27 protein-coding genes are annotated in these 22,290 nt (G+C 72.5%); 13 read left to right on the forward strand and 14 right to left on the reverse strand.

Annotated features, from left to right (window positions below; all coding sequences use genetic code 11):
• The first annotated feature begins 121 nt into the window (after positions 1 to 121).
• The 3 genes from ACIRB4_RS00830 (at position 122) to ACIRB4_RS00840 (ending at position 1,419) form a co-directional block, all read left to right on the forward strand.
• Complete coding sequence (locus tag ACIRB4_RS00830) at positions 122 to 397, forward strand: hypothetical protein (protein WP_403287641.1); 276 nt, start codon at positions 122 to 124, stop codon at positions 395 to 397.
• Between the two features lie 90 nt (positions 398 to 487).
• Entirely contained in the window at positions 488 to 799 is a 312-nt protein-coding gene (locus tag ACIRB4_RS00835) for a DUF2087 domain-containing protein (RefSeq protein WP_403287643.1), read from the forward strand.
• Entirely contained in the window at positions 796 to 1,419 is a 624-nt protein-coding gene (locus ACIRB4_RS00840; RefSeq protein WP_403287644.1) for a LysE family transporter, read from the forward strand. Before ACIRB4_RS00835 ends, ACIRB4_RS00840 begins: the two co-directional genes overlap by 4 nt.
• Before the next feature lie 21 nt (positions 1,420 to 1,440).
• Here the strand turns inward: ACIRB4_RS00840 and ACIRB4_RS00845 are convergent, their stop codons facing one another.
• Together ACIRB4_RS00845 and ACIRB4_RS00850 are read right to left on the reverse strand one after the other, a co-directional pair.
• Positions 1,441 to 1,725 (reverse strand): DUF397 domain-containing protein, encoded by a 285-nt coding sequence (locus ACIRB4_RS00845; protein WP_403287645.1) that lies wholly within the window; start codon positions 1,723 to 1,725, stop codon positions 1,441 to 1,443.
• Positions 1,706 to 2,557, reverse strand: a complete 852-nt coding sequence (locus ACIRB4_RS00850) for a helix-turn-helix domain-containing protein (RefSeq protein WP_403287646.1) — start codon at positions 2,555 to 2,557, stop codon at positions 1,706 to 1,708. Before ACIRB4_RS00850 ends, ACIRB4_RS00845 begins: the two co-directional genes overlap by 20 nt.
• A 117-nt stretch (positions 2,558 to 2,674) precedes the next feature.
• On the opposite strand from ACIRB4_RS00850, the gene ACIRB4_RS00855 reads away from it, so the two are divergent.
• Positions 2,675 to 2,884 (forward strand): hypothetical protein, encoded by a 210-nt coding sequence (locus ACIRB4_RS00855; RefSeq protein WP_403287647.1) that lies wholly within the window; start codon positions 2,675 to 2,677, stop codon positions 2,882 to 2,884.
• Complete coding sequence (locus ACIRB4_RS00860) at positions 2,881 to 3,279, forward strand: ATP-binding protein (protein ID WP_403287648.1); 399 nt, start codon at positions 2,881 to 2,883, stop codon at positions 3,277 to 3,279. Before ACIRB4_RS00855 ends, ACIRB4_RS00860 begins: the two co-directional genes overlap by 4 nt.
• A gap of 47 nt (positions 3,280 to 3,326) precedes the next feature.
• Here ACIRB4_RS00860 and ACIRB4_RS00865 read toward each other — a convergent pair whose 3' ends face one another.
• Positions 3,327 to 3,965, reverse strand: coding sequence for a GNAT family N-acetyltransferase (locus tag ACIRB4_RS00865; protein ID WP_403287649.1), 639 nt, complete (start codon positions 3,963 to 3,965; stop codon positions 3,327 to 3,329).
• A 160-nt stretch (positions 3,966 to 4,125) separates the two neighbouring features.
• On the opposite strand from ACIRB4_RS00865, the gene ACIRB4_RS00870 reads away from it, so the two are divergent.
• A complete protein-coding gene (locus ACIRB4_RS00870) occupies positions 4,126 to 4,536 on the forward strand; it encodes a RidA family protein (protein ID WP_403287650.1) in 411 nt (136 codons plus the stop codon).
• Between the two features lie 206 nt (positions 4,537 to 4,742).
• Here ACIRB4_RS00870 and ACIRB4_RS00875 read toward each other — a convergent pair whose 3' ends face one another.
• A complete protein-coding gene (locus ACIRB4_RS00875; protein ID WP_403287651.1) occupies positions 4,743 to 5,483 on the reverse strand; it encodes a PIG-L deacetylase family protein in 741 nt (246 codons plus the stop codon).
• A 175-nt stretch (positions 5,484 to 5,658) separates the two neighbouring features.
• Here ACIRB4_RS00875 and asnB point away from each other — a divergent pair, with 175 nt between their 5' ends.
• The 6 genes from asnB (at position 5,659) to ACIRB4_RS00905 (ending at position 12,719) form a co-directional block, all read left to right on the forward strand.
• Complete coding sequence (asnB, locus tag ACIRB4_RS00880; RefSeq protein WP_403287652.1) at positions 5,659 to 7,473, forward strand: asparagine synthase (glutamine-hydrolyzing); 1,815 nt, start codon at positions 5,659 to 5,661, stop codon at positions 7,471 to 7,473.
• Entirely contained in the window at positions 7,470 to 8,441 is a 972-nt protein-coding gene (locus tag ACIRB4_RS00885) for a PrpF domain-containing protein (protein WP_403287653.1), read from the forward strand. The genes asnB and ACIRB4_RS00885 overlap by 4 nt, the downstream gene beginning before the upstream one ends.
• Before the next feature lie 94 nt (positions 8,442 to 8,535).
• Positions 8,536 to 9,282, forward strand: a complete 747-nt coding sequence (locus ACIRB4_RS00890; RefSeq protein ID WP_403287654.1) for an SDR family oxidoreductase — start codon at positions 8,536 to 8,538, stop codon at positions 9,280 to 9,282.
• A gap of 16 nt (positions 9,283 to 9,298) precedes the next feature.
• Complete coding sequence (locus ACIRB4_RS00895; protein ID WP_403287655.1) at positions 9,299 to 10,864, forward strand: class I tRNA ligase family protein; 1,566 nt, start codon at positions 9,299 to 9,301, stop codon at positions 10,862 to 10,864.
• Positions 10,865 to 11,000: 136 nt separating this feature from the next.
• Positions 11,001 to 12,287, forward strand: a complete 1,287-nt coding sequence (gene mshA / locus ACIRB4_RS00900) for a D-inositol-3-phosphate glycosyltransferase (protein WP_403288627.1) — start codon at positions 11,001 to 11,003, stop codon at positions 12,285 to 12,287.
• Positions 12,288 to 12,515: 228 nt separating this feature from the next.
• Positions 12,516 to 12,719 carry a hypothetical protein gene (locus ACIRB4_RS00905; protein ID WP_403287656.1) on the forward strand — a complete coding sequence of 68 codons (204 nt, stop codon included), beginning with the start codon at positions 12,516 to 12,518 and terminating at the stop codon, positions 12,717 to 12,719.
• Positions 12,720 to 12,852: 133 nt separating this feature from the next.
• Here ACIRB4_RS00905 and ACIRB4_RS00910 read toward each other — a convergent pair whose 3' ends face one another.
• The 7 genes from ACIRB4_RS00910 to ACIRB4_RS00940 all read right to left on the reverse strand — a co-directional run bounded on the left by ACIRB4_RS00910 (position 12,853) and on the right by ACIRB4_RS00940 (position 18,784).
• The gene (locus ACIRB4_RS00910; RefSeq protein WP_403287657.1) at positions 12,853 to 13,905 is read right to left on the reverse strand and encodes a LuxR C-terminal-related transcriptional regulator; all 1,053 of its coding nucleotides are present in this window, start codon (positions 13,903 to 13,905) and stop codon (positions 12,853 to 12,855) included.
• A gap of 112 nt (positions 13,906 to 14,017) precedes the next feature.
• Positions 14,018 to 15,052 carry a LuxR C-terminal-related transcriptional regulator gene (locus ACIRB4_RS00915; RefSeq protein WP_403287658.1) on the reverse strand — a complete coding sequence of 345 codons (1,035 nt, stop codon included), beginning with the start codon at positions 15,050 to 15,052 and terminating at the stop codon, positions 14,018 to 14,020.
• Positions 15,053 to 15,241: 189 nt separating this feature from the next.
• On the reverse strand, positions 15,242 to 15,718 hold the full coding sequence (locus tag ACIRB4_RS00920) for a Fur family transcriptional regulator (RefSeq protein WP_403287660.1): 477 nt from the start codon (positions 15,716 to 15,718) through the stop codon (positions 15,242 to 15,244).
• Between the two features lie 78 nt (positions 15,719 to 15,796).
• Positions 15,797 to 16,693 carry an SAM-dependent methyltransferase gene (locus ACIRB4_RS00925; protein WP_403287661.1) on the reverse strand — a complete coding sequence of 299 codons (897 nt, stop codon included), beginning with the start codon at positions 16,691 to 16,693 and terminating at the stop codon, positions 15,797 to 15,799.
• 197 nt (positions 16,694 to 16,890) lie between these two features.
• Positions 16,891 to 17,370 carry a GNAT family N-acetyltransferase gene (locus tag ACIRB4_RS00930; protein ID WP_403287662.1) on the reverse strand — a complete coding sequence of 160 codons (480 nt, stop codon included), beginning with the start codon at positions 17,368 to 17,370 and terminating at the stop codon, positions 16,891 to 16,893.
• A gap of 125 nt (positions 17,371 to 17,495) precedes the next feature.
• Complete coding sequence (locus ACIRB4_RS00935; protein WP_403287663.1) at positions 17,496 to 18,407, reverse strand: M56 family metallopeptidase; 912 nt, start codon at positions 18,405 to 18,407, stop codon at positions 17,496 to 17,498.
• Entirely contained in the window at positions 18,404 to 18,784 is a 381-nt protein-coding gene (locus ACIRB4_RS00940) for a BlaI/MecI/CopY family transcriptional regulator (RefSeq protein ID WP_403288628.1), read from the reverse strand. Before ACIRB4_RS00940 ends, ACIRB4_RS00935 begins: the two co-directional genes overlap by 4 nt.
• An 82-nt stretch (positions 18,785 to 18,866) precedes the next feature.
• On the opposite strand from ACIRB4_RS00940, the gene ACIRB4_RS00945 reads away from it, so the two are divergent.
• A complete protein-coding gene (locus ACIRB4_RS00945) occupies positions 18,867 to 19,022 on the forward strand; it encodes a hypothetical protein (protein WP_403287664.1) in 156 nt (51 codons plus the stop codon).
• A gap of 15 nt (positions 19,023 to 19,037) precedes the next feature.
• Here the strand turns inward: ACIRB4_RS00945 and ACIRB4_RS00950 are convergent, their stop codons facing one another.
• The 3 genes from ACIRB4_RS00950 to ACIRB4_RS00960 all read right to left on the reverse strand — a co-directional run bounded on the left by ACIRB4_RS00950 (position 19,038) and on the right by ACIRB4_RS00960 (position 22,167).
• Positions 19,038 to 19,319, reverse strand: a complete 282-nt coding sequence (locus ACIRB4_RS00950; protein ID WP_356891538.1) for a metal-sensitive transcriptional regulator — start codon at positions 19,317 to 19,319, stop codon at positions 19,038 to 19,040.
• A 41-nt stretch (positions 19,320 to 19,360) separates the two neighbouring features.
• The gene (locus ACIRB4_RS00955; RefSeq protein WP_403287665.1) at positions 19,361 to 21,631 is read right to left on the reverse strand and encodes a heavy metal translocating P-type ATPase; all 2,271 of its coding nucleotides are present in this window, start codon (positions 21,629 to 21,631) and stop codon (positions 19,361 to 19,363) included.
• A 245-nt stretch (positions 21,632 to 21,876) separates the two neighbouring features.
• Positions 21,877 to 22,167 carry a heavy-metal-associated domain-containing protein gene (locus tag ACIRB4_RS00960; RefSeq protein WP_403287666.1) on the reverse strand — a complete coding sequence of 97 codons (291 nt, stop codon included), beginning with the start codon at positions 22,165 to 22,167 and terminating at the stop codon, positions 21,877 to 21,879.
• Between the last annotated feature and the right edge of the window lie 123 nt (positions 22,168 to 22,290).

A 22,290-nucleotide genomic window follows, 5' to 3' on the forward strand; every position in this document is an offset into this window, starting at 1 on the left:
GGGTGGTTCCGGCGCGGGGCCCTCAGGCCGTGGTCCGGATGGCGGCGGCCCTGGTGCGGTGCTCCTGGCGGGCTGTTCGACTGAGGAGCACCGAGCCCCCGACCGGAGAGCGAGTGCCACCATGGCGGTCATCGTCGTCATCGAGATGCCGGGCGTCACGCAGGAGCAGTACGAGGAGAACAGCGAGAAGCTCACCGGCGCGCCGTGGTGGCCTGCCGAGGGCTTCATCGCCCACGCCGGGGGCAAGACCGACGACGGCTGGATCGTGGTGGACCTGTGGGAGTCGGCGGACGCGTTCCGCGCGTTCAGCGAGAAGGCGCTGCCGATCCTGGAGTCCTCCGGAATGACGGCGGCCCGCCCGAAGGTCTACGAGGCGTCGCGCGTGGTGACGCGCTAGCGGGGCGGGGCGCGCGGGTGGGCAGGCGTAACCCTCCCGGTCGGGAAAATCCTTTGCCGGGGACCGGGCCCGGGCGCCACTCTTCGGCGTATGACTTCCCATTCCGTCTCCCGCCCTGTGGCGGACCTCTTCTCCCCCGCCGGACGGCTGAAGGCGATCCCGCGCAGGCCGGCCCGCCGGGAGCAGCTCCTCGCCCACCTGGCCGACACGCTCTTCGAGCCCGCCCGCTCCTACACGGAGCGCGAGGTCAACGAGGTGCTGCTGACCGTCCACGACGACTTCCCGGCCCTGCGCCGCTATCTGGTGACCGGTGGTCTACTCTCCCGTACGAAGGACGGCGCCCGCTACCACCGACAGCAGCGGTCCGGCACCCCTGGAGGCGCGATCCCCGCCGTCGCGTGACGGCCGCGGTGGTGGCCGGCCTGCTGGCCGGCTACGGCATCGCGATCCCGGTCGGCGCGGTCGGCGCCTACCTGGTGGCGGTCACGGCCCGCACCACCTGGCGTACGGGAGCGGCCGCGGCGCTCGGCGTCGCCACGGCGGACGGTGTCTACGCCCTGGCCGCGGTCGCCGGCGGCTCGGCCCTCGTCCCGCTGCTCGCCCCCGTCATGACCCCGCTGCGCTGGGCGTCGGCGCTCGTCCTGGTGGCGCTGGCGGCCCGCTCGGCATGGACGGCGCTGCGCGCGTACCGCGCGCGGACGCTCGCGGGGAGAGACGACGACAGCCTCCCCACGCCCCTGCGCGCCTATCTGACCTTCCTCGGCATCACGATCCTCAACCCGATGACCGTGATCTACTTCGCGGCCCTCATCCTCGCCACGGGCCCCTCGGCCCCGACGACGGCCGTCGACCAGACCGCCTTCGTCCTGGCCGCCCTCGCCGCCTCCGCCAGCTGGCAACTCCTCCTGGCAACGGGCGGCACCCTCCTCGGCCACACCCTGGCGGGCCCCCGCGCCCGCCTCACGACGGCCCTGGCATCGAGCACACTGATCACGGCGCTGGCGGTGCACCTGGTGGCGTGACCGCCTGCGCGGAGGCGTCGGCTACGGGGTCGTCGCCGACGCCTTGACCGCGTCGACGAACGGGGTCCAGGCGGCGGCGGTGAGCACGAGGACGGGGCCGTGGGGACGCTTGGAGTCCCGGACGGGGACGAGGCCGGGGTGTTCGGTGGCGACTTCCAGGCAGTTGCCGCCGGACGAGTTGCTGTAGCTGCTCTTACGCCAAGAAGCGAACTGCACGGCGACTTCCAGGCAGTCGCCGCCGTCGCCGTTGCTGTAGCTGCTCTTGCGCCAGACAGCGGTGCGCAGGTCAAGGTCGGTGCTGGCCATGTCGGTAGTCCTCAGCCGCCTGCTCGATCAGGGCGAGGGACGCCTCTGGCGGCAACGCAGCGGCCCTCAGCCGATCGTATGCCTTGCGGTACTGCTTCACGAGGGCCGGATCGTCGACCGTTTGACCGTGATACGGGCCCTCGGTGTACATCAGCGGTGGCTCGTCACCGAATTCCATGAACTTGAGCGGCAGAGCCATGAAAGCGCGAGTCGGGCCGTTCCACGGCAGGACCTGTGGAGTGATTCGACGACGGTGCGCCAGCGTGGCGATGTGGTCGAGCTGCTCGGCCATTTCCGTGTCCGGCAGGATCGCGTTGCGCAGCAGCGACTCGTGCAGGATGACCCAGTACTCGGGGTTGTCAGGGGCCTCGAAGAGCGTGGCCCGCTTCAGCCTGGTCTGGATTTTCGCCTCGACCCTCTCGGGCGAGTCCTGCGGGTTGGTGGAGTGGATGAGGGTCTGGGCGTACGACCGGGTCTGAAGGAGGCCAGGGATGAGGGTGTTGGCCCACTCATCGATGACCTGGGCCCGCTTCTTCGCCTCGGCGATGGCCGCGAAGTAGGCGGCGTGCGCTCCCTGTCTCGCCTTGCGTACGTCCTCGCACCGGCGCTCGAAGGAGCCGTCCGTGCCCAGCAGCCTGTCCACGTGCCGCGCCAGTTCCAGCGGCATGCGGCGCTTGCCGTGCTCGATCTCGCTGAGGTACGTCGGGCCGTAGAAGCTCCCGTCCACCAGCTTCTCCAGCGTCAGCCCCGCCTCCTCCCTCTTGAAGCGGAGCTCCTTTCCGTAGAACTGGGGGACGCTCGCCGAGCCGTCGATCTCCCTGCGTGCAGCCACGATTGACCGCCTCTCGCACCTTGCGCCGTGGAGCGGGAAACCCTTTCAAGGTAGGCCTGGACGCGGCAGCGTGTGAGGGGTTCGTCACAGCACGCAACGAAAGGTGTACGGCTCCTCATGGACGACGACGCGTACGACATCCGCCCCGACATCGACGCCCTCCGCGCCGCCCTCGCAGCTCACGGCATCACTCTGCCGTCGCTCGGCGTCGACGTGGTCACCCTCGCCGGGTCTTCGGTCCGCCCGCCGCTGATCGCGCTCGGCAACTGCAACGTGGCGACCGCCCGCCAACTCGCGGGCGCGCTGCGGCAGGCGGCCGAAGGGTGAGCCGGTCGTCCCTGCGGCTGGAGTTGCTGGCCCTGCCCAAGGCGGTACCGGAGCTGCGCGCCGTGCTGCGGGAGCGGTACGGGGGTGAGGGCTGTCCCGATCTACAGCTCTTTGTCTCGGAGTTGCTGACCAACGTGATCGTCCATGTCGGCGAGGGCACTCCGGTCACCCTCCATGTGTCGGACACGGCCGACGGCCGGACCCGCGTCGAGGTGACCGACCCCGACCCGCGCGTGTGGCCGGTGCTGCGGGAGGCGACCGGCGGGTGCGAGTCGGGGCGGGGGCTGGCGCTGTTGGAGGCCGTGTCGACGCGGTGGGGGGTGGAGCAGGGGCCCGGCGGTAAGACGGTCTGGTGTGAGCTGCCGGGCTCCCGGCCGGCGGGCGTCTGCCCCTGAGTTCCTGAGCGGCCGCGGCCGCGGTCTCGGTGGCTGCCCCGGGAGTCTCAGGCCCGCGCGTCGCCGGTCGCCGGTTCGCGCCACATCTGCCAGAGGGTGGGGCCGCCGTCCGGGAGTTGGAGGCGGCCGGTCTCCGTGAAGCCGAAGTGGGCGTAGAAGGCGAGGTTGGCCTCCTTGGAGGACTCCAGGTAGGCCGGGGCGCCTTCGGCGTCGGCCTGGGCGAGGCCGGAGCGCAGGAGGGCCGCCCCGTGGCCCCGGCCCCGGAGGGTCGGGTCGGTGCCGAGCAGGGCGAGGTACCAGTGCGGACGCTCCGGGGTGTGCGCGGCGGCGAGTTCGACGCCCGCGCGCAGGCGGGCCGCGCTCGGGCCGAGGATGTCGGTCAGGGCGCCTATGGTCTCCTGGTCGGGGACCGCCTTCTCGCGTGCCCGGGGCGGGACCCAGAACGAGGCGCCGGCACCGTCCCCGGTGACCTCGCAGAAGCCGTACGGCTGGTACTGGCGGGCGAAGAGGGTCGTGAAGTACCGGCCGAGCCCGTCGGCGCGACCGGCCTCGTCGGGGAAGAGCCACCGCATCATCGGGTCGTCGTCGAACGCGGCGGCCATGGCCCGGCCGACCGCCGGCGCGTCATCGGGAACGGCCGCCCGGGGCCAGGGGGTGGCGGAGGAAGCAGGAGTGTATGACTGCATGCGCCTGATTCTGACCGCCGTCGATCAAACAGTGCCCCCCGCCCCCCGGACCCCGCCCCCCCCGTACTCAGCTTGTTCATCGACCTGGCGCCGCTTCGGACGGTCGCGCGGTGGGGGAAATTTGGGTGCGTGTCGGCGGCAGACTGGTCAGACTCGCGGCATGACAGCGAAGATCAGCCGCATCAACCCCGATCAGTTGCATGAGACGCCGGGCTACCACCACATCACCGTGGTGGAGACCGGCCGAACGGCCTATCTGGCGGGGCAGTGCCCCCTCGACCAGGGCGGCTCTGTCGTCGGCCCGGGCTCCCTCGAGGTGCAAGTCGATCAGGTTGTCGTGAATGCACTGGCTGCCCTTACGGCGGTGAACGCTCAGCCGCAGCACGTGGTGCGTTCGGTGATCTATGTGCGGAGCGATGACAGGGAGGACCTGGGCCTCGCCTGGCACCGGCTTACCGCTTCCGCCCTCGGGCCGGCCTTCACGTCCGCCAGTACGCTCTTGGGGGTTGCGCAGCTGGGCTTCGCAGGACAGCTGGTCGAGGTGGACCTCACCGTCGCGATGCCCGACTGAGCGGCCCTCACGCCTCGAACAGCGTCTCGAACTGCTTCGCCCACATGGCCATGTGCCGGACGGGGGACCTGGCTGACCACCTCCGCATACACCCAGCTCCGGCTCGCCCGCCCGCTGGCCCGGGGCCTGCGGCACCCGTGGGCAAAACCGTCCGCCGCGAGAAGACTCTTATCGCCCTACAGCGGTTGCAGGGTTAAAGAACAAGCTCAGTCGATGTGCACGATCTGGAACGCCTCCGCCATCCGCCCCGCCGGCAGGCCCCCCGCCGTCGCGTGCTCGCTGAGCCACTCCCGTAGCAGCCCTGCCAGGTCGTCGAAGTGGGCGGTCTGGGAGGTGTGGATGCGCAGCGCCTGGACCTTGCGGTCGAAGACGCCGGTGACGTCGACGTACTGATTGGGCGTCGGGCCCGTCATCAGCCACAGTTCGTGGACGATCCACGGCTCCAGGCCCTCCTCCTTCAGCAGCTCCGGGTGGGCGAAGGGGTTGCGCGCCTCGGGGTAGACGGCGCGCAGGCAGGCGTCGCCGACCGCGCGGTGGTCGGGGTGGAGGTCGGCGACGCGGGCCCAGTTGATCTCGGGGGAGGGGATGATCGCCCGCTGCGGGCGCACTTCCCGGATGACCCGGCACAGGTCGCGGCGGAGTTCCACGCTGGGTTCGACGAAGCTGTCGGGGTAGCCGAGGAAGCGGACGTCCGCGACGCCGCTGAGCTTGGCGGAGTGGACCTGCTCGGCGCGGCGCAGGTCCGCCATCGCCTGGCGCGGGAGCTGTTCGTCGTAACCGCCGGCGCCGCCGTCCGTGACGATGCAGTACGTGACGCGGGTGCCGCGCTCGACCCACTGCATCACCGTGCCGCTCACGCAGAACTCGATGTCGTCCGGGTGCGCGGCCACCACCAGCAGGGATGCGGGAGCGCTGCGGTCTGTCTGATCGGTCGCGAAGTCCTCCATGGGCCCAGCCTGTTGGGGTGGCGGGGGCGTCGCAAGGCCATCTCGTGGCGTGAACCGGACATGGCACTTACGCGCCACCCAAATAGTTGGTAGATTCAAATCATTGGGTGCGACATGAGACGTGCGGCCGGGTCCGGATCACCGGCGGCCGCGGACGAACCGGAGGCGACCGGCAATGTGCAGGATTTTCGGCTCCTTCGCCGCCGGGGCGGCCCGCCCCGAGCCGGCCGAGCTCGCGGCGGTCTCCGCCCGCCAGCGCCACGGCGGCCCCGACGAGCACGCAGTGCTCAGCGGGCCCGGCTGGTCGCTCGGGTGCGACCGGCTCGCCGTCACCGACCCCTGCGGCGGGCAGCAGCCCTACCGGCTGCCGCACCTGCCCGGGATCCTCGCCGTCCTCAACGGCGAGATCTACAACCACACCGAGCTGCGCCGGCACCTCGCCGCCCGTGGCCACCGCTTCCCCGACCGCTGCGACGGCAATGTGCTCCCCGCCCTCTACGCCGAGTACGGGCCCGCCTTCGCCGAGCACCTCGACGGCATGTTCGCCGTCGCGGTCCTCGACCTCCGGCCGGGGCACACCCGGCTCGTCCTCGCCGTCGACGACATGGGCATGAAACCGATCCACCTCCACCACGACCCGCACGACGCCCACGGCGGCTCGATCCGGTTCGCCTCCGAGATCCCGGCCCTCCTCGCCTTCGAGGGCGTACGGATCTCCCCGCGCGAGGACGCCCTCGACACCGTCCTCGCCACCCGTACGCCGTTCTCCGCCCGCACCGCGCTCGACGGCATCGACGTGCTGCCGCCCGGCGCCACCGCCGTCGTCCGGCCGGGGTGCGCGCCCGTCGTCCGGCGCAGGGCACTGCAGCCGGCCGCCCCGGTGGGCGACGCGCAGGACGTGCTGCGGCGCGAGGTGCGGCGGCTCGCCCGCGCCGAGGTGCCCGTCTGCGCGATCACCAGCGGCGGCCTCGACTCCGGGCTCGTCACCGCCCTCGCCGCCGAGTACGCGCGCGAGGCGGACGCGCCCCCGCCGCACACCTTCCACCTCACCTACCGCGGCACATGGCCCGACTCCGAGGCCGCGTACGCCCGTTCCGTCGCGCGCCGGGCCCGGACCACGCACCACGAGGTCACGATCGACCCCGACGAGCTGGGCTCCCTCCTGACCCGTACGGTCCGCCACCTCGGCCAGCCCAACGCCGACCCCATCGCGCTCTCCACCTACGCCCTGTTCCGCGCAGTACGGGAGAACGGCTTCACGGTCGCGCTCACGGGCGACGGCGCCGACGAACTCTTCGGCGGGTACGACCGGATGCGCGCCGCACTGGACGCACCGCCGGGCGCGGACTGGGCGGGGGCCTACGCGGACGCGCTGTCGGCGGCCCCCCGGATGCTGCGCGAGCACCTCTACACGCCCGCGTACCGCGCGTACATCGCCGAGCAGGGCTCGGCCGCCGACCGGATCGAGCAGGAGCTGCGGTCGGCGGAGGCGGTGGGGGCGGACCGGCTGACGGCGATGACGGCGTTCGAGACGCGATGGCGGCTGCCCGCCTACCACCTGCGGCGCGTGGACCACCTCTCGATGGCCTGGGGGGTCGAGGCGCGACTGCCGTTCTGCCAGCCGGGCGTCGTGGCGTACGCGCGCTCGCTGCCGCCGGAGGCGCGGCGGGGCAAGCGCGCCCTGTACGAGGCGGGCCGCGACCTGCTGCCCGCGCCGGTCCTGAACCGGCCCAAGCAGCCCTTCACCCTGCCGATCGCGGCCATGCTGGCCCCGGGCGGTCCGCTGCTCGACACGGTCCGCGAACTGCTCTCCCCGGCCCGTCTGGTCCTCGGTGGCAAGGTCCGTGCCGACCGCGTCCGCAAGCTCCTCGCCCGCCAGCTCGAACACCCCTCGCAGCGCGACGCGCTGGCCCTGTGGGGGCTCGCGGTGCACGAGCTGTGGACCGACGTCGTCCAGGGCATGCGGATCCCGGTCGGCTGTGCGGCGTGACGCCCGCGCGGGCGGCGCACGGGGGAGCGGGGTCGGGGAGCGGGGTCGTCGCCACCGTCGTACGGGCCGAGGACGCGCCCGGTCCCACGCTCGTCGTCGAGCTGGACCGGCTCCCCCGTGGGGCCCTGGCCTCGCGCGGAGAGCTGGTCGCCCTGCGGCGGGCCCTCGCCGGGACGCCGTACGCGCGGCTGAGCAAGATCGCGCTGTACGGGCCCTCCGCCCGGCCCGGCAGCGACCTCGACTACCGCTTCGTCCAGGCCCTGCCCGACGGCGGCTTCGACTTCCGCACCGGCTGCGGCCACTCCCTGCTCGCCTGCGTGGTCGCCGCCGCACGCCCCGGGCCCCTCACCGTGCACGCGGTCACCACGGGCGACGACGTCCAGTGCCGCCCGGAGGGCCGAACGGAGGCCCGCCCCGACGTCCCCACCCCCCCGCCGTACACCCTGCGTTTCCCCCAGGCACCCGACGCCCCCGGCACCTTCCCCACCGGGCGGCCCGTCGACGTCCTCGGCGGGGTGCCCGTCTCCCTCGTGCGGTACGGCAATCCGTACGTCTTCGTCGACGCCGCGCACCTCGGCATCCACTCCGACGACGCGCTGTTCCGGGCCGGGAACGCGACGCTGCGCCGGCTCCTCGCCCTGCGCGCGCACGCCGCACGCCGGCTCGGGCACCCGCCGCACTCCGCGCTGCCGAAGATCGCCATGTTCACCGCGGGCGGCGGGCGCACCGCCGTCCGCTCCCTCACCGTCGGCGGCTGGCACCCCCGGCTCGCGCTCACCGGAGCCGCCGCCCTCGCCGCCGCCGCGTACGCCGAAGGCACCGTCGTACCGCGCCTCGACGGCCCCGTGGCCACCCCCGGCGGCCCGGTCACCGTCTCCTGCGGCGCCCACCACGTCGCCGTCCACCACAAGCGCGCGACCGTGCTCGAACGCCTCGAACTGCCTTGGCGTATCCACGCAACGGCGTGAACGCGCACCGCTCTCAGCGGACTTGCGCGCCGTTTCCTCTGCCACGCTGAATTCCGACCGCATTCGCCCATCGGGCAGGGGAGAGCAGACGAGCATGAAATTCGAGAACCTGCGTGTCGTCGTGACCGGAGCGTCCCGCTATTTCGGCCGCGCGCTCGCCGTCGGATTCGCGCATCTGGGCGCCGAGGTCTATGTGTCGGCCCGCACCGTCGAGGCCGCAGAGCGCACCCGTACCGAAGTCATGGGCTCCGCCCGTGACCGTATCCACGCCTTCGGCTGCGACCTGAGCCGGCCCGCCGAGATCCGGGAGTTCGCCGCCCAGGTCGGTGAACGCACCGACCGGGTCGACCTGCTGGTCAACAACGGCGCACGGTGGCTCGACGGCATGGACCTGGAGGCGGCCAGCGACGACCAGATCGTGGAGACGATCGAGTCGACCGCCGGCGGCACCGTCCTGATGGTGAAGCACTTCCTGCCGCTGCTGCGCGGCTCGCTGCGCCCGGACATCGTCAACATGGTCGCGGTGCGGGACGCCGAGGGCGCCTCCGCCGCCACCGCGGGCGCCGCGCACGAGGCGTTCTGGGCGGCGAAGAGCGCGCAGGCCGGTTTCGCCGACATTCTCTCCCGGCGGCTGCGCCCCTCCGGAGTCCGCGTCTTCTCCCTCTACCCGCCGGATTTCTCCATCTCCGATCCACGCGTCGCCGAATGGGACGGAGCCAACCCGGACGGAATAGCACCCGACGAGAAGCTCACCACCCAGGCGCTCTTCGAATGCATCGTCTATGCCGTCGAACAGCCGCGTGACTGCTTCATCCGCAGCTTCCACTTCGAACCTCGCTGACGCTCAGGAGGTCCCCATGAGCACGCCCGTCTGGATCACCGCCACCCCTCCCGCCACCCACGGCGAACTGCACATCGGCCATCTCGCGGGGCCGTACGTCGCCGCCGACGTCCTCACCCGGTACCTGCGCGCCGAGGGCGAAGCCGTACGGTTCACCACCGGCACCGCCGACCACGCCAGCTCCGTCGAGGTCCGCGCCCTGCGCCACCACCGCAAGCCCGAGGAGGTCGCCGAGGGCTACCGCGCGGCGATCACCGCCGACTGGCTGCGCTCCGGCGTGGAGTTCGACCACATCGTCCGGCCCCGCCGCGACCGCGGCTACGGCCGCTGGGTGCAGGAGCTCTTCAGCCGCCTCTACGCCCAGGGCGTCATCGCCCCGCGCACCCGGCTGCTGCCCTACTGCGAACCCTGCGAGCGGTGGCTGTACGGCGCCCACGTCACCGGCGCCTGTCCGCACTGCGGCGCGGCCAGCGACGGCGGGATGTGCCACGAGTGCGCCCGCCCCAACGACGGCGGCGATCTGATCGCGCCGCGCTGCTCGCTCTGCGACACCCCGGCGCTCCCCAAGCGCTGCCGCCGGCTGTACGTCCCGCTGGAGCCGTTCCGCGACACGCTCGCCGACTACTGGGCGACGGCCGGGCTCCCGCCGCGGCTCGCCGCGCTGTGCGAGTCGCTCGTCGAGGACGGGCTGCCGGACATCGCGGTCGGCCACCCGGCCGAGTGGGGTCTCGCGGTGCCGGTCGAGGGCTTCCCCGACCACCGTATCGACGGCTGCTTCGAAGCCGCGGCGATGCATCTGTTCGGCTACGACACCAAGGGTCCGCTGCCCGGCCGCGCCATCCACTTCTGCGGCTTCGGGCACGCCTTCTGCCACGCCGTGCTGCTGCCCGTGCTGCTCCTCGCCCAGGACGTCAAGCTGCCGCAGGAGTTCTGCGTCAACGAGTCGTACGTCATCGAGGAGGGCGTCCAGGAGGGCAACGTCTGGGCGCTGGACCTGCTCACCGAGTACGGCTCCGACACGCTGCGGCGGCACGTCCTCCAGGCCCGTCCGACGGGCCGCCGTACGGTCTTCTCCCGCGACCGGCTCGCCGCCGCACGGCAGGAGCTGGACGAGTCCTGGAACAGCTGGCTGTCGCGGCTGTTCTCGTCCGTACGGGAGGAGTGCGCCGGCCGCGCCCCGCAGGCGCTGCCCGGCGGCACCGGCTGGGAGATCCTGGAGCGGCGGCTGCACCGGGCCGTGGACGATCTGCGGGACGCCTACGGTCCGGACGCCTTCGACCCGCGCCGCGCGGTCGCCGTCCTCGACGAGATGGTCCGCTCGGTGGCCGACTTCGGCCACGTCAACGCCCACGAGCGCTGCCGGCCGACCACCTCCTGCCGGCACCTCCCGGCGCTCGCCGCCCAGTTGGCGTTCGCGTCGGCGCTTTCGGCATGGGCGCGGCCGGTGATGCCGGAGGGCGCGGGCCGCCTCGCGGCCGCGCTCCAGGTCGAGCCGGGGCGGCCGGTCGACTGGCACGCGCTGACCGGCCCGCTGCCGGGAACCCGGCTCGCCCCGCCGTCGGGTCCGGTCTTCGGTTTCTGAGGACCTGAACTACTAAGCAACTAAGTACCTCAGTAGAACAAGTAAGTCCCCATCCCTGCCGCGTGGCCGTGCGCGCGACGCGCGGGGACACGCGGCCCGCCCCTCACAGGAGCCCCCCGTGTCCCTGCGCGTCGCCATGCTCAGCGTCCACACCTCCCCGCTCCACCAGCCCGGTACCGGGGATGCCGGCGGGATGAACGTCTATATGGTCGAGCTCTCCCGCGCCCTGGCCGAACAGGGCGTCGAGGTCGACCTGTTCACCCGCTGCCGGGGCGAGGGCCGCCCCGAGCGGGTCGATCTCGCGCCGGGCGTCCGGGTCCGGCACCTGCACGCGGGCCCCCGCCAGGCCCTCCCCAAGGAGGCCATGCCCGACCTGGTCGTGCCGTTCTCGCTGGCCCTGCTCAAGGAGCGGCGCCGCTACGACCTGGTCCACTCCCACTACTGGCTCTCCGGCCAGGCCGGCCGGATCGCCTCCGTCGGCTGGGGGATACCGCTGGTGCACACCGCCCACACCCTCGCCAAGGTCAAGAACGCGGCCCTGGCCGAGGGCGACACCCCCGAGCCGGAGCTGCGCGTCCGGGGCGAGCGCCAGGTGGTGGGGTCGGCGGACCGGCTGATCGCCAATACCGTCGACGAGGCCGAGGCGCTGCGGTCCCTGTACGGGGCGGAGGAACCGCGCACGGCGGTCGTCCCCCCGGGCGTGGACCTGCGGACCTTCGGTCCCGCCGACGGCAGAGCGGCGGCGCGTGCCCGACTCGGGCTGCCCGCCGACGCCTTCGTGCCGCTCTACGCGGGCCGCATCCAGCCGCTCAAGGGCCCCGACGTGCTCGTACGGGCGGTCGCGGAGCTGTTGTGCCTCGCGCCCGGTCTCCGCCACCGGCTGGTCGTGCCGGTGATCGGCGGCCACTCGGGGGCGTCCCGCCAGGGCACGGTCCGGCGGCTGGCGCACGAGCTGGGCGTCGCCGACGTGCTGCGGCTCTGCCCACCCGTACCGCAGGAGCGGCTCGCGGACTGGTACCGGGCGGCGGACGTGCTGGTGGTGCCCTCGCGCAGCGAGTCCTTCGGCCTGGTGGCACTTGAGGCGCAGGCGTGCGGGACTCCGGTGCTCGCGGCCGCGGTCGGCGGGCTGCCGACGGCGGTGTGGGACGGGGTGACGGGGCTGCTCGTGCCCGGTCACGACCCGGTGGAGTACGCCCGCCGGCTGTTGTGGCTGGCCGGGCAGCCGGCGGCGCGGGTGACGATGGGGGAGGCGGCGGTCCGCCATGCCCGGGGGATGAGCTGGCGTACTTCCGCCGCGCGGACGATCGAGGTGTACGAGGCCGCGCGGCGGGACGCCTTGAGGGTGGGGCAGGGGCGGCGGCACGCCCCTGCCCCGGCGGCCTCTCTCTCCTGGAGGAACGAGAAGGCCGTAGCACAAGTCTAGCACCACTTTTGGTTCGACCAAAGATATGGGACGCTCCGGATCGAGTAATTCCGTTGCGAGCGGCGTGCATTGAGGGCGTGTTGACGCATCCACGCCATGGCGAGTCCACGCAGAGACAAACTCTGGATCGGTTTCCGGGGGCGGGCCAGAATAGAGATGTCTTCAGGGAGCGCCCGGCGGCACGGGCCCCCAGAAGACGGAATTCACATTCCAACTCCTGGAGGAAACATGTCTGCTGTGCGTATCTCGGGTATCCGCAAGAGCGTCCGCCAGTTCGCCCTGGCTGCTGTGGCGTGCATGGCCGTCGCGGGCGGTGCGGCCCTGGCCGCCGCCCCCGGCACCACCTCTGCCTCCGTCCCCCAGCAGGCGTCCGGCGCCGAGGTCGACTGGCCGAACACCCCCTCGCCCTCCCCGGTCGCGCCGACCAACTGAACCGGGACGAGCTGAATTCGGCTGGGGAGTCAGCGGCAATCAGCCGGCCACGGAGAAAGCCCCGCGATCACCGCACGGTGATCGCGGGGCTTTCCTTTTCGCCGCTTTCCATTTCGGCGCACGCCGGGTTCGCTCAGTCCAGCCAGCCGAGGCGCACCGCGCGCACCCCGGCCTCGAACCGGCTCGACGCGCCCAATTCCTGCATGAGTTCCGAGAGCATACGGCTCACGGTCCGCAGGGACACCCCGAGATTCCGGGCGATCTTCTCGTCCTTCATTCCCGTGGCGAGCATCTGCAGCGCCGCCCGCTGCTGCTCCGACAGCCCGTCGCCGCCCCGCTCGGGGGCCACGTCGTGCCCGTAGGGGGAGGCGGTGTGCCAGCAGTGCTCGTACAGACTCAGATACGAGCGGACGAGGACCGGTCCACGGGCCAGGATCGCCCCCTCGCGCGGCTCGTCGGGCCGGATCGGCACCATGGCGTACTGCTGGTCGGCGATGACCATGTTCATCGGGATGACGGGGGCGAGCCGCACCTCCACCCCGAGCGCCACGCGCCGGCTCAACAGGTCGGCCAGCTCCGGCTCCCCGGCGTCCTTCGTGTGGTAGATGGCGCGGACACGCACGCCGTTGCCCAGCTGCCGGCGGTCCCGGCTCAGGATCCGCTCGGGGATCTGCCGGGTGGGCCCGCTCGGATACATGGAGGCCGAGTCCTCCTGCATGACGTCGATGATGTCCTCGAGCGCCTGCTGGATCCGGCGGTAGTCGGTGATGGCCTCGACGGCGATCTCGGAGCGGGTCAGCGAGCCGGCCCGCAGAAAGGTCCCCGCCAGCGTCTCCAGGGTGCTGTACGCCTTGTCGGCCTCGGCCAGGTGCTCGCGCAGCCGCTCGCGTTCGCGGTCGAGCAGCCGCAGGAGCGCGATCTCCGGATCGACGGTGGCCACCGTGTCCGTGTCGGGGCGCCAGTTGGCGTCCCGTACGTCATTGATCGTGGCGTGGGTGCTGGTCGTCGGCACGATCAGCCCGAGCGAGGTCAGTTCGGCCCGGCACCGCTCGTACTCCTCCGGCGCGAGCCGAAGCTCCCCACATGCCTCGTGAAAGCTCGACACACCACGGGCGCGCAGCTCCTGATAGAGGGTCAGCAACACGTCGGCTCCGTGTCTGCCGGTGGCGTCGCCCGTCGTGGCCATGGCGAAGTGACCCCCCTCGTTGATCCGCGTCTCCCCGTCTCACCCTGCCACACGGCGGGACGGATGTCCTCGTACCGATCTTCGCTTCGTCCCGCCGCCCCGACGTCCCGGCTCACACGCCCGGGTCGCGTGCGTCCCCGTCCAGGAGGCCCAGCCGGGCCGCCTTCACCCCCGCCTCGAAGCGGCTCGCCGCGCCGAGTTCGTGCATCACCTCGGAGAGCAGCCGGCTGACCGTACGCAGCGACACGCCGAGGTTCTTCGCGATCTGCTCGTCCTTGATGCCCGAGGCGAGCATCCGCAGGGCCACCCGCTGCTGCTCGGACAGCCCGTCGCCACCGCCGCGTTCGGCCTGGTCCTCGTCGCCGTACGGGGTGGCGGCGTGCCAGCAGTACGCGAAGAGCGCGAGGTAGGACCGGACGAGACCCGGGCCGCGCGCCAGGATCGCGGACGAGTCGGGATCGTGCGGATCGGTGGGCAGCAGGGCGAAGTTCTCGTCGGCCAGCACCATGTTCATCGGGACGACGGCGGAGAAGCGCAGCTCCACCCCGAGCGCGGCCCGCTCCCGCAGGTGCTGCGCCATCTCCGGCACCGCACCGGCCCGCCGGCTGTACATGGCGCGGACCCGCACCCCGCGCTCGATCTTCCGCCGGTCGCCCTCCAGTTCGTCGGCCATGTCCTCGCGCCGGACGGAACCGGTGTGCATCGAGTGCAGGCAGGAGCGTACGGAATCGGTCAGACCGGCGAGTTCACGCCGGATGGTCTCCGGGTCGGAGACGATCTCGACGTCGACCTCGGAGCGGGGGGCGGTACCGGCCCGGAGGAAGGGCCCGGCCAGGGTCTCCAGGCTGGTGTGGGCCCGGCTGGTCTCGGCGAGCCGGTTCTCCAGCCGGTCGCACTCGCACTGCAGGAGGCGGACCAGCGCGATGTCCGGGTCGACGACCGTGGGCACGCGGGTCCCGGCCGGGTCGTCCGGCTCGATCAGACCGAGGGTGGCGAGTTCACCGCGACATCGCTCCCGCTCCTCGGCGGAGAGTTCGAGTCCGTCCGCGACCTCGTCGAAGGCGGAGGCGGGGCGGGCACGGAGCTCCAGGTAGACGGCGAGGGCGTGATCGTTTCCCGTACGTGTCCCGGTGGCGTATTTGGTCACAGCGCCGCAGACTCCCCTCGGATCCTCGCGGATCCCGTTGAAGCGCCCCGCTAGACCCTGCCACAAAATCGAACGCGACGCACGGTGTTGATCCGGCCTCGGTCCGCTCCCGCCCGGGAGGACCCTCCGGCCTCGGCGGTACGGGCCCTGCCCCGGCCGGGGCCTTGCGCGCGCCTCGCGCGGGGTGCCTCAGGGGGCGGGGGCGGACCGGGCGCAGTCGGGGCACAGCCCCTTGAAGACGATCTCGGCGTCGTTCATCCGCCAGTCCCGCAGCGTGCCGCGCGGCGGGCGCGGGGCCTCCGTGTCGACGTTCTCGACGCGGCCGCACCGCACGCACAGGGCGTGCTGGTGCGGGGGGCCCGCGATCTCGAAGACGGCCGGCAGACCGGGCCGGTCGAACTTGCCGACGAGGCCGGTCTCCTGGAAGTGGCGGAGCATCTCGTACACCGCCTGGCTGGTGAGCGTGCCCAGCCGTTCGCGGGCCGTGGCCGTGATCGCCTCGACGTCCAGATGGCCGCCCGACGCGAGCACCGTGAGCACTTCCAGGCGCGGGCCCGTGACCCGCAGGCCGACGTCGCGCAGGCGCTGGATGACCGCCTCGCGTCCTGTCAGCTCGTCCACGCCCGCCATCTTCTCCGCCCGCCCGCCGTCGCCTGGTCGGCTCAAACTTTTGTAGGCATCGTACCTCTTGGCCGACCGCGCCGTCAGGGCGCCCGCTTCGGACGCGTGAGGCACTGGTCCGCGTCAGTCGTCCGGGCGGCAGACCAGGAGCACGCTCTCGGTGCGTTCGTCGATGCGGTGCCGCCGCCGGCCCTCGATGTGCAGGCCCGCGGAGTGGAGTTCGGCCGCCAGGCGTTCGGGGTCGACGAGCCATTTGTCGGTGGTGAGGACGGCCCGCTCGGTGGAGAGCTTGCCGGTGCGGGCGGCGTAGTAGGTGATCCGCTCGCTCATCGCCCCCAGGTCGAAGACCTGCCGGGCCACCACCCACTCGTCGATGCCGTCGAACCGGGGCACCTGGAAGGCCCAGGTGCGCTGCGGCTCGGCGATCAGTCCGGGCAGGAGGTGGGAGGTGTAGTCCAGGGCGAGGGCTCCGCCGGTGTCGAGGTGCGCGGCGATCTCGCGCAGCAGCCCGGGGCGGGCCCTCGGGGGGACGGCCGACACCATGGCCCCGGCGAGCAGGGCGAGGCGGTAACTGCCGTGCAGCCGGAGGTCGCCGAGGTCGGCCCGGGTGGTCACGATCAGCTCGGCGACGTGCGGACCGATGCGCCGGGCCCAGCTGTCGATCCGCTCAAGAGCGGAGGGGTCCCGGTCGACGGCCTCGACGGCGAAGCCGTGCCGGGCGAACGGGACGGCGAGCCGGCCGGCGCCGGAACCGAGATCGAGGACGGGCCCGCCGGTGGCGCGCGCGAGGCTGAGATAGCGGACGATGTCGGCGCTGTGCGGGCCGAGGAGGGCGTCGTGGAGCCAGACGGAGTCCTCGTCGCCGGGGGCGACGGACTCCAGGCCCGGGAGGTGGTCGGAGGTGACGCGGATCCCGGCCCCGGGGGCGGGGAAGCCGGGCGCGCTGTCGTATCGGGACGGCAGGACCGACGCGAGCGCCGCGGGCACGACGGGCAGGGAAGTGCCGCTCGGTGTGTGCATCGCTCCTCCAGGGGCTCGCTCGGTCCATGCCGTCCGGGCGAGGCACCCGTGCCGCCGGGCCCGCGCCGCTGCGTCCATCCTGGCGGGGCCGCGGCCGGGTGATCCAGCGGATCGGACGGCGTGAACACGCGATGGCGTACATCGGCCACGGGCGGCTGGGCCGGGAGGGGCTTCGAGCCCTTGAGCCTGAGACCCCGTCAGAGCCCGCGGCTCCAGCGCGTCGGGGTCAGGGGGCCGAAGCCCTGGTTCTCGTAGAACGGCAGGGCCGGGTCCTCGGCCGCCGGGAGTGTCACGCGCATCTCCCGCGCGCCGAACCCCCGCATCCGGTCCGTCGCCGCCGCGAGCAGCGCCGTCCCGACTCCGCGCCGCCGCGACCCCTCCGCCACGCCCAGCGCGTACAGCTCGCCCTCGCCCGGCATCGGGACCCCGCCGGCGGCCGCGCCCACGATCGTGCCGTCCGTGTCGGTGGCGACCAGCCAGCCGAGCCAGCCCGGCGCGCCACCCGGAATTTCAATTTCCGCACGGATACGGGGAAGGGCGCATTGCGTGGAGACCAGCCGGCGCGCGGGGATTTCTCCGAGTATTCCGGCGTAGCTGCTCCGAATGACGTCCGCCAGCAGCCTGGATATCGTCGTCGCGTCGGCGGCCGCAGCCGTCCGCACGTCAGCCAGCTGCATTGGTTCGTACCCTTCGACGTGCCGAGCCTGAACGCCAACATACCCAAGATAGCCGGGAATTCGGAGCGGTGTGACCGATGCGAAATCTACGAATTCACTTAGTAATTGCGTAGTGGCCGGGCCAATTAGCCGGGGAAGGAACAACACGCGACGATCAGCGGCGTCACCGCGAGAGCGGCCGCGGCGATCGTCGCGAGCCCCCGCAGGACCGGATGCCCGGCGCTGTACGGCGTGAGGATGCGCCGCATCCGCAGCGCCGCCGACGGGCCGCCCGCCGCGAACGCCTCGCGCGGCGCCTGCCCCGAGGCGAGCGCGTACAGCGCGGTGGCCAGCGCGTCCCGCGTACAGCGCCGCAGCGCCCGGTCGTCCGCCGTCATCTCAAGGAGCAGCGGTACGGCCGTGCCTCCGTGCCGCGCGAGCGGCAGGCGCGGGAACACCGCCGCGAACGACTCCGCCGCCGCCACCAGCAGATGGTGCCGACCGGCGATGTGCGCCCGCTCGTGCGCCAGCGCGGCCGCCAACTGGGGCGCGGTGAGCGTGTCCACGGCGCCGGAGGAGACGACGACCCGGCGCGACCGGCCCGGAAGGCAGTACACGGCGGGCCGCGCGTGGTCGAGCACGGTCGCCCGCAGCGCCGGGTCGTAACGCCCGACCAGACGCAGGACGCCCGCGTGCCGTAACCGCGCCCGCCGGGCCCGCAGCAGCTCCCGTACGAAACCGGCGGCGGGCAGCGCCAGGACGGCGAGGGCCAGGGAGAGGGCCACGTATTCGCGGCCGGTCAGGTCGAGGACGTCGGCGGGGGAGGGCGGACGCAGACCGAGGACCATGTCGCTCAGCCGGTGGCTGCTCTCGCCGGAGAGGACGAGCTGGGCGGGGAGCAGGGCGGCCGAGGCGGCGAACGCCGCGCCGCTCACGGCCCAGACGGCGAGGGCGAGCCGGGGCACCTGCTGGGTCCAGCGGGCCCGCACCAGGAGCCAGGGGACCAGGAGCCCGGAGGACAGCGCGAGTCCGAGCGGGGGTAGGGCGTGATGGTTCACGCGGCACCGCCGTCCGGGCGGGTGCCGCGTGCCGCGCGGAGGGCCGCGTCCAGCGCCTCCATGTCCTCGTCGGAGATGGTCTCCACGAAGCGCAGCAGCGCCGCCGGCCGGTCCGCGCTGTCGCCGAGGGCGTCCTGCATCAGGGCAGCGGTGTACTCCTCGCGGGTGCGCACCGGTTCGTACAGCCAGGCGCGCCCTGCCTTCTCGCGGCGCAGCCAGCCCTTGCGGTGGAGGATGTCCGCCACCGTCATCACCGTCGTGTAGGCGACCCGGCGACCCAGGTTTATGTCGTCGACGATCTCGCGGACCGTGGCGGGCCGTCGCCAGGCCCACAGCCGGTCCATGATCTCGGCCTCCAGCTCTCCCAGCCGGCGCACGCGCATCCCCTCCCCCTCGGGCGGCTCATCGTACGGTCCGCCATCCCGGTGTCGATATACCCCCTAGGGGTACTATGGCGGAATGTCGACCCTCATGAGGAACGGCCCCTGCGCGAAGGTCTGCGGCCCCGGTCTGCCCGGTTCGGTGGAGCTGGTGCTCCTCCGCCGGGCGCTCGGGCTCTGTCTTCGCCTGAGCGTCCGACTGTCCGCCGACTGCCCTTCGCACAAGGGCGGTTGACCCCCGTAAGGAGGCTTACGTCCTGATCAGCCGGGCGATGGCCTTGGACGCCTCGCCCACCTTCACCTTCGCCTGGTCCCCGCCCTGGGCGATCGCCTCCGTGACACAGCAGCTGAGGTGTTCGTCCAGGAGGGCCACGGCGCAGGACTGGAGGGCCGCGTTGATCGCGGAGACCTGGGTCAGGACGTCGATGCAGTAGACGTCCTCGTCGACCATCCGCTGCACCCCCCTGACCTGACCCTCGATGCGCCTCAGGCGCCTGATGACGTCTTCCTTGTGCTGTACGTAACCGGCCACGGCGGCCTCCTCGGATGTCCGCGGGGATGTCGGCGGGAATGTCAGCGGTCCGCGGCCTGGAAGCCGCGCAGGCGCAGGCTGTTGCCGACCACGAAGACCGAGGAGAAGGCCATGGCGGCGCCCGCGATCATCGGGTTGAGCAGTCCGGCCGCGGCGAGCGGCAGGGCGGCGACGTTGTAGGCGAAGGCCCAGAACAGGTTGGAGCGGATGGTGCCGAGCGTCCTGCGGGAGAGCCGGATCGCGTCGGCGGCGGCCCGCAGGTCCCCGCGTACGAGAGTGAGGTCGCCGGCCTCGATGGCGGCGTCCGTGCCCGTGCCCATCGCCAGCCCCAGGTCGGCCTGGGCTAGCGCCGCGGCGTCGTTGACACCGTCACCCACCATGGCGACCGAACGCCCCTCGCCCTGCAGCCTCTTGACCACGTCGACCTTGTCCTGCGGCATGACCTCCGCGATGACCTCGTCGATGCCGACCTCGGCGGCGACCGACTCCGCGACCGCCTTGTTGTCCCCGGTCAGCAGGATCGGCGTCAGGCCCAGCGCGCGCAGCCGCCTGATGGCCTCGGCGCTGGTCTCCTTGATGGCGTCGGCGACCTCCAGGACCGCCCGGGCCTCGCCGTCCCAGGCCACCGCGATCGCGGTCTTCCCCGCCTTCTCCGCCTCGTCCTTGGCGGCCTTCAGCGACGCCGGCAGCTCCATGGCCCACTCGGTGAGCAGCTTCTCGCGGCCGACGAGGACGGCGTGGCCCTCGACGACGCCCTGGACACCGAGGCCGGGGATGTTGGCGAAGTCCTCCGGCGTGGGCAGCGTGCCCACCCTGGCGGCGGCGCCGGTGGCGACGGCCTGGGCGATCGGGTGCTCGGAGGAGTGCTCCAGGGCGCCCGCGAGCCGCAGCACGTCCGTCTCGTCCGTACCGGCGGCGGTGTGGACCTTGATGAGCGTCATCCGGCCCGTGGTGACGGTGCCGGTCTTGTCCAGGACGATGGTGTCCACCTTGCGGGTGGTCTCAAGGACCTCAGGCCCCTTGATCAGGATGCCGAGCTGCGCGCCGCGGCCGGTGCCGACCATGAGGGCGGTCGGGGTGGCCAGGCCCAGGGCGCACGGGCAGGCGATGATCAGTACGGCCACGGCGGCGGTGAAGGCGGCCGTCAGACCGGAGCCGGTACCGAGCCAGAAGCCGAGCGTGCCGAGCGCGAGCGCGATGACGATCGGCACGAAGACGGCCGAGATCTTGTCCGCGAGGCGCTGGGCGGCGGCCTTGCCGTTCTGCGCGTCCTCGACCAGCCTCGCCATGCGGGCCAGCTGGGTGTCGGCGCCGACGCGAGTGGCCTCGACGACCAGACGGCCGCCGGCGTTCAGCGTGGCGCCGGTGACCGAGTCCCCGACACCGACCTCGACCGGCACGGACTCGCCGGTGAGCATGGAGGCGTCGACGGCGGAGGAGCCCTCGACCACGGTCCCGTCGGTGGCGATCTTCTCGCCCGGGCGGACCAGGAAGCGGTCCCCGACGGCCAGTTCGGCGGTCGGTACGGTGATCTCGCGGCCGTTCCTGAGGACCGTCACCTCCTTGGCGCCCAGCTGCATCAGCGCCTTGAGCGCCGCGCCCGCCTTCCGCTTCGAGCGGGCCTCGAAGTACCGGCCGGCCAGGATGAAGGCGGTGACACCGGCCGCCGCCTCCAGGTAGATGTTCCCGGCGCCGTCGGTGCGGGCGATCGTGAACTCGAAGGGGTGCGTCATCCCGGGCGTACCGGCCGTGCCGAAGAACAGCGCCCACAGCGACCACAGGAACGCGGCGATGGTGCCGACCGAGATCAGCGTGTCCATCGTCGCCGCGCCGTGCCTGGCGTTGGTCCACGCGGCCCGGTGGAACGGCCAGGCGGCGTAGACGACCACGGGCGCGGCGAGGGTGAGGCTGAGCCACTGCCAGTACTCGATCTGCAGCGCCGGGACCATCGCCATCGCGATGGTCGGGACGGCGAGCGCGACGGCGGTGATCAGCCGCTGCTTCAGCGGCCGCAGCTCCTCGTCGGCCTTCTCCTCGTCGGTGGGCCCCTCCTCGCCCGCCGCGGCCGTGCGCTCCGGCTGCGGCTCGGCGGCGGTGTAACCGGTCGCCTCCACGGTCGCGATCAGATCCGCGACCGAGATGTCGGCGTCCGCGTCGAAGGTGACCTTCGCCTTCTCGGTGGCGTAGTTGACGGTGGCCTCGACCCCGTCCATGCGGTTGAGCTTCTTCTCGATACGGGCCGCGCACGAAGCGCAGGTCATGCCGCCGATGGCGAGCTCGACCTGGGCGGCGCCGGGGGTCGTCGTAGTCATGAGACACCTTTCTCTTTCGAGGCTCGGTTCGCCTCCGGGCGCTTTATGCGTCTGCCGACAGTCGATCGTGCTCGGTCCCTCGTTCCTCGGGACCTGCGCGCGTTCTCCCTTTCGGCAGCCGCGCGCCCTTCGGCTCACTCGCCTTGTTCGTGGCGGCCGGCCTTGATCAGTCGAGCGCGGGGGCCGGGGCCCGGGGGTGTTGGGAGGCACGGGCCCCGGCGGCCGGGGTGGGTGGGGCGCGCCGGTCAGGCGCGGCCGGTGAGCTCGTAGCCGGCGTCGTCGATCGCGGCGGCGATGGCGGCGTCGTCGGGCTCCCCGCCGGTGGTGACGGTCACCAGGCCGCCGGCGACGTCGACGTCCACGGAGAGGACGGCGTCCAGCGCGCTGACGGAGGCGGTGATGGCGGTCCTGCAGTGGCCGCAGGTCATGCCGGTCACGGCGTAGACGGTGGTGGTGCTGTCCGCGACGGCGGTGGCGGTCGTGGCCTCGCCGGCGTTGGTCGAGCAGCTGCCGTCAGGAGTACAGCAGGAAGACATGGGTTCCTCCTCGATCGGTGGAGTCGGTGGTCCTTCATACCCTCGGGGGGTATCTGGCTAGGATCAATGTATACCCCCCGGCGGTATCGCGTGCAAGGGGCACCGCGACTTGACTTGATACCC

Origin of the sequence: Streptomyces sp. NPDC093600, from assembly GCF_044764755.1 — a bacterium.
Lineage (GTDB): Bacteria > Actinomycetota > Actinomycetes > Streptomycetales > Streptomycetaceae > Streptomyces.

Coding starts and splice junctions, on each gene's coding strand:
- ACIRB4_RS00830 (WP_403287641.1), top strand. CDS start 122: ATGGCGGTCATCGTCGTCATCGAGATGCCGGGCGTCACGCAGGAGCAG.
- ACIRB4_RS00835 (WP_403287643.1), top strand. CDS start 488: ATGACTTCCCATTCCGTCTCCCGCCCTGTGGCGGACCTCTTCTCCCCC.
- ACIRB4_RS00845 (WP_403287645.1), bottom strand. CDS start 1,725: ATGGCCAGCACCGACCTTGACCTGCGCACCGCTGTCTGGCGCAAGAGC.
- ACIRB4_RS00855 (WP_403287647.1), top strand. CDS start 2,675: ATGGACGACGACGCGTACGACATCCGCCCCGACATCGACGCCCTCCGC.
- ACIRB4_RS00865 (WP_403287649.1), bottom strand. CDS start 3,965: ATGCAGTCATACACTCCTGCTTCCTCCGCCACCCCCTGGCCCCGGGCG.
- ACIRB4_RS00870 (WP_403287650.1), top strand. CDS start 4,126: ATGACAGCGAAGATCAGCCGCATCAACCCCGATCAGTTGCATGAGACG.
- ACIRB4_RS00875 (WP_403287651.1), bottom strand. CDS start 5,483: ATGGAGGACTTCGCGACCGATCAGACAGACCGCAGCGCTCCCGCATCC.
- asnB (WP_403287652.1), top strand. CDS start 5,659: ATGTGCAGGATTTTCGGCTCCTTCGCCGCCGGGGCGGCCCGCCCCGAG.
- ACIRB4_RS00890 (WP_403287654.1), top strand. CDS start 8,536: ATGAAATTCGAGAACCTGCGTGTCGTCGTGACCGGAGCGTCCCGCTAT.
- ACIRB4_RS00895 (WP_403287655.1), top strand. CDS start 9,299: ATGAGCACGCCCGTCTGGATCACCGCCACCCCTCCCGCCACCCACGGC.
- mshA (WP_403288627.1), top strand. CDS start 11,001: ATGCTCAGCGTCCACACCTCCCCGCTCCACCAGCCCGGTACCGGGGAT.
- ACIRB4_RS00905 (WP_403287656.1), top strand. CDS start 12,516: ATGTCTGCTGTGCGTATCTCGGGTATCCGCAAGAGCGTCCGCCAGTTC.
- ACIRB4_RS00910 (WP_403287657.1), bottom strand. CDS start 13,905: ATGGCCACGACGGGCGACGCCACCGGCAGACACGGAGCCGACGTGTTG.
- ACIRB4_RS00925 (WP_403287661.1), bottom strand. CDS start 16,693: ATGCACACACCGAGCGGCACTTCCCTGCCCGTCGTGCCCGCGGCGCTC.
- ACIRB4_RS00930 (WP_403287662.1), bottom strand. CDS start 17,370: ATGCAGCTGGCTGACGTGCGGACGGCTGCGGCCGCCGACGCGACGACG.
- ACIRB4_RS00945 (WP_403287664.1), top strand. CDS start 18,867: ATGTCGACCCTCATGAGGAACGGCCCCTGCGCGAAGGTCTGCGGCCCC.
- ACIRB4_RS00955 (WP_403287665.1), bottom strand. CDS start 21,631: ATGACTACGACGACCCCCGGCGCCGCCCAGGTCGAGCTCGCCATCGGC.
- ACIRB4_RS00960 (WP_403287666.1), bottom strand. CDS start 22,167: ATGTCTTCCTGCTGTACTCCTGACGGCAGCTGCTCGACCAACGCCGGC.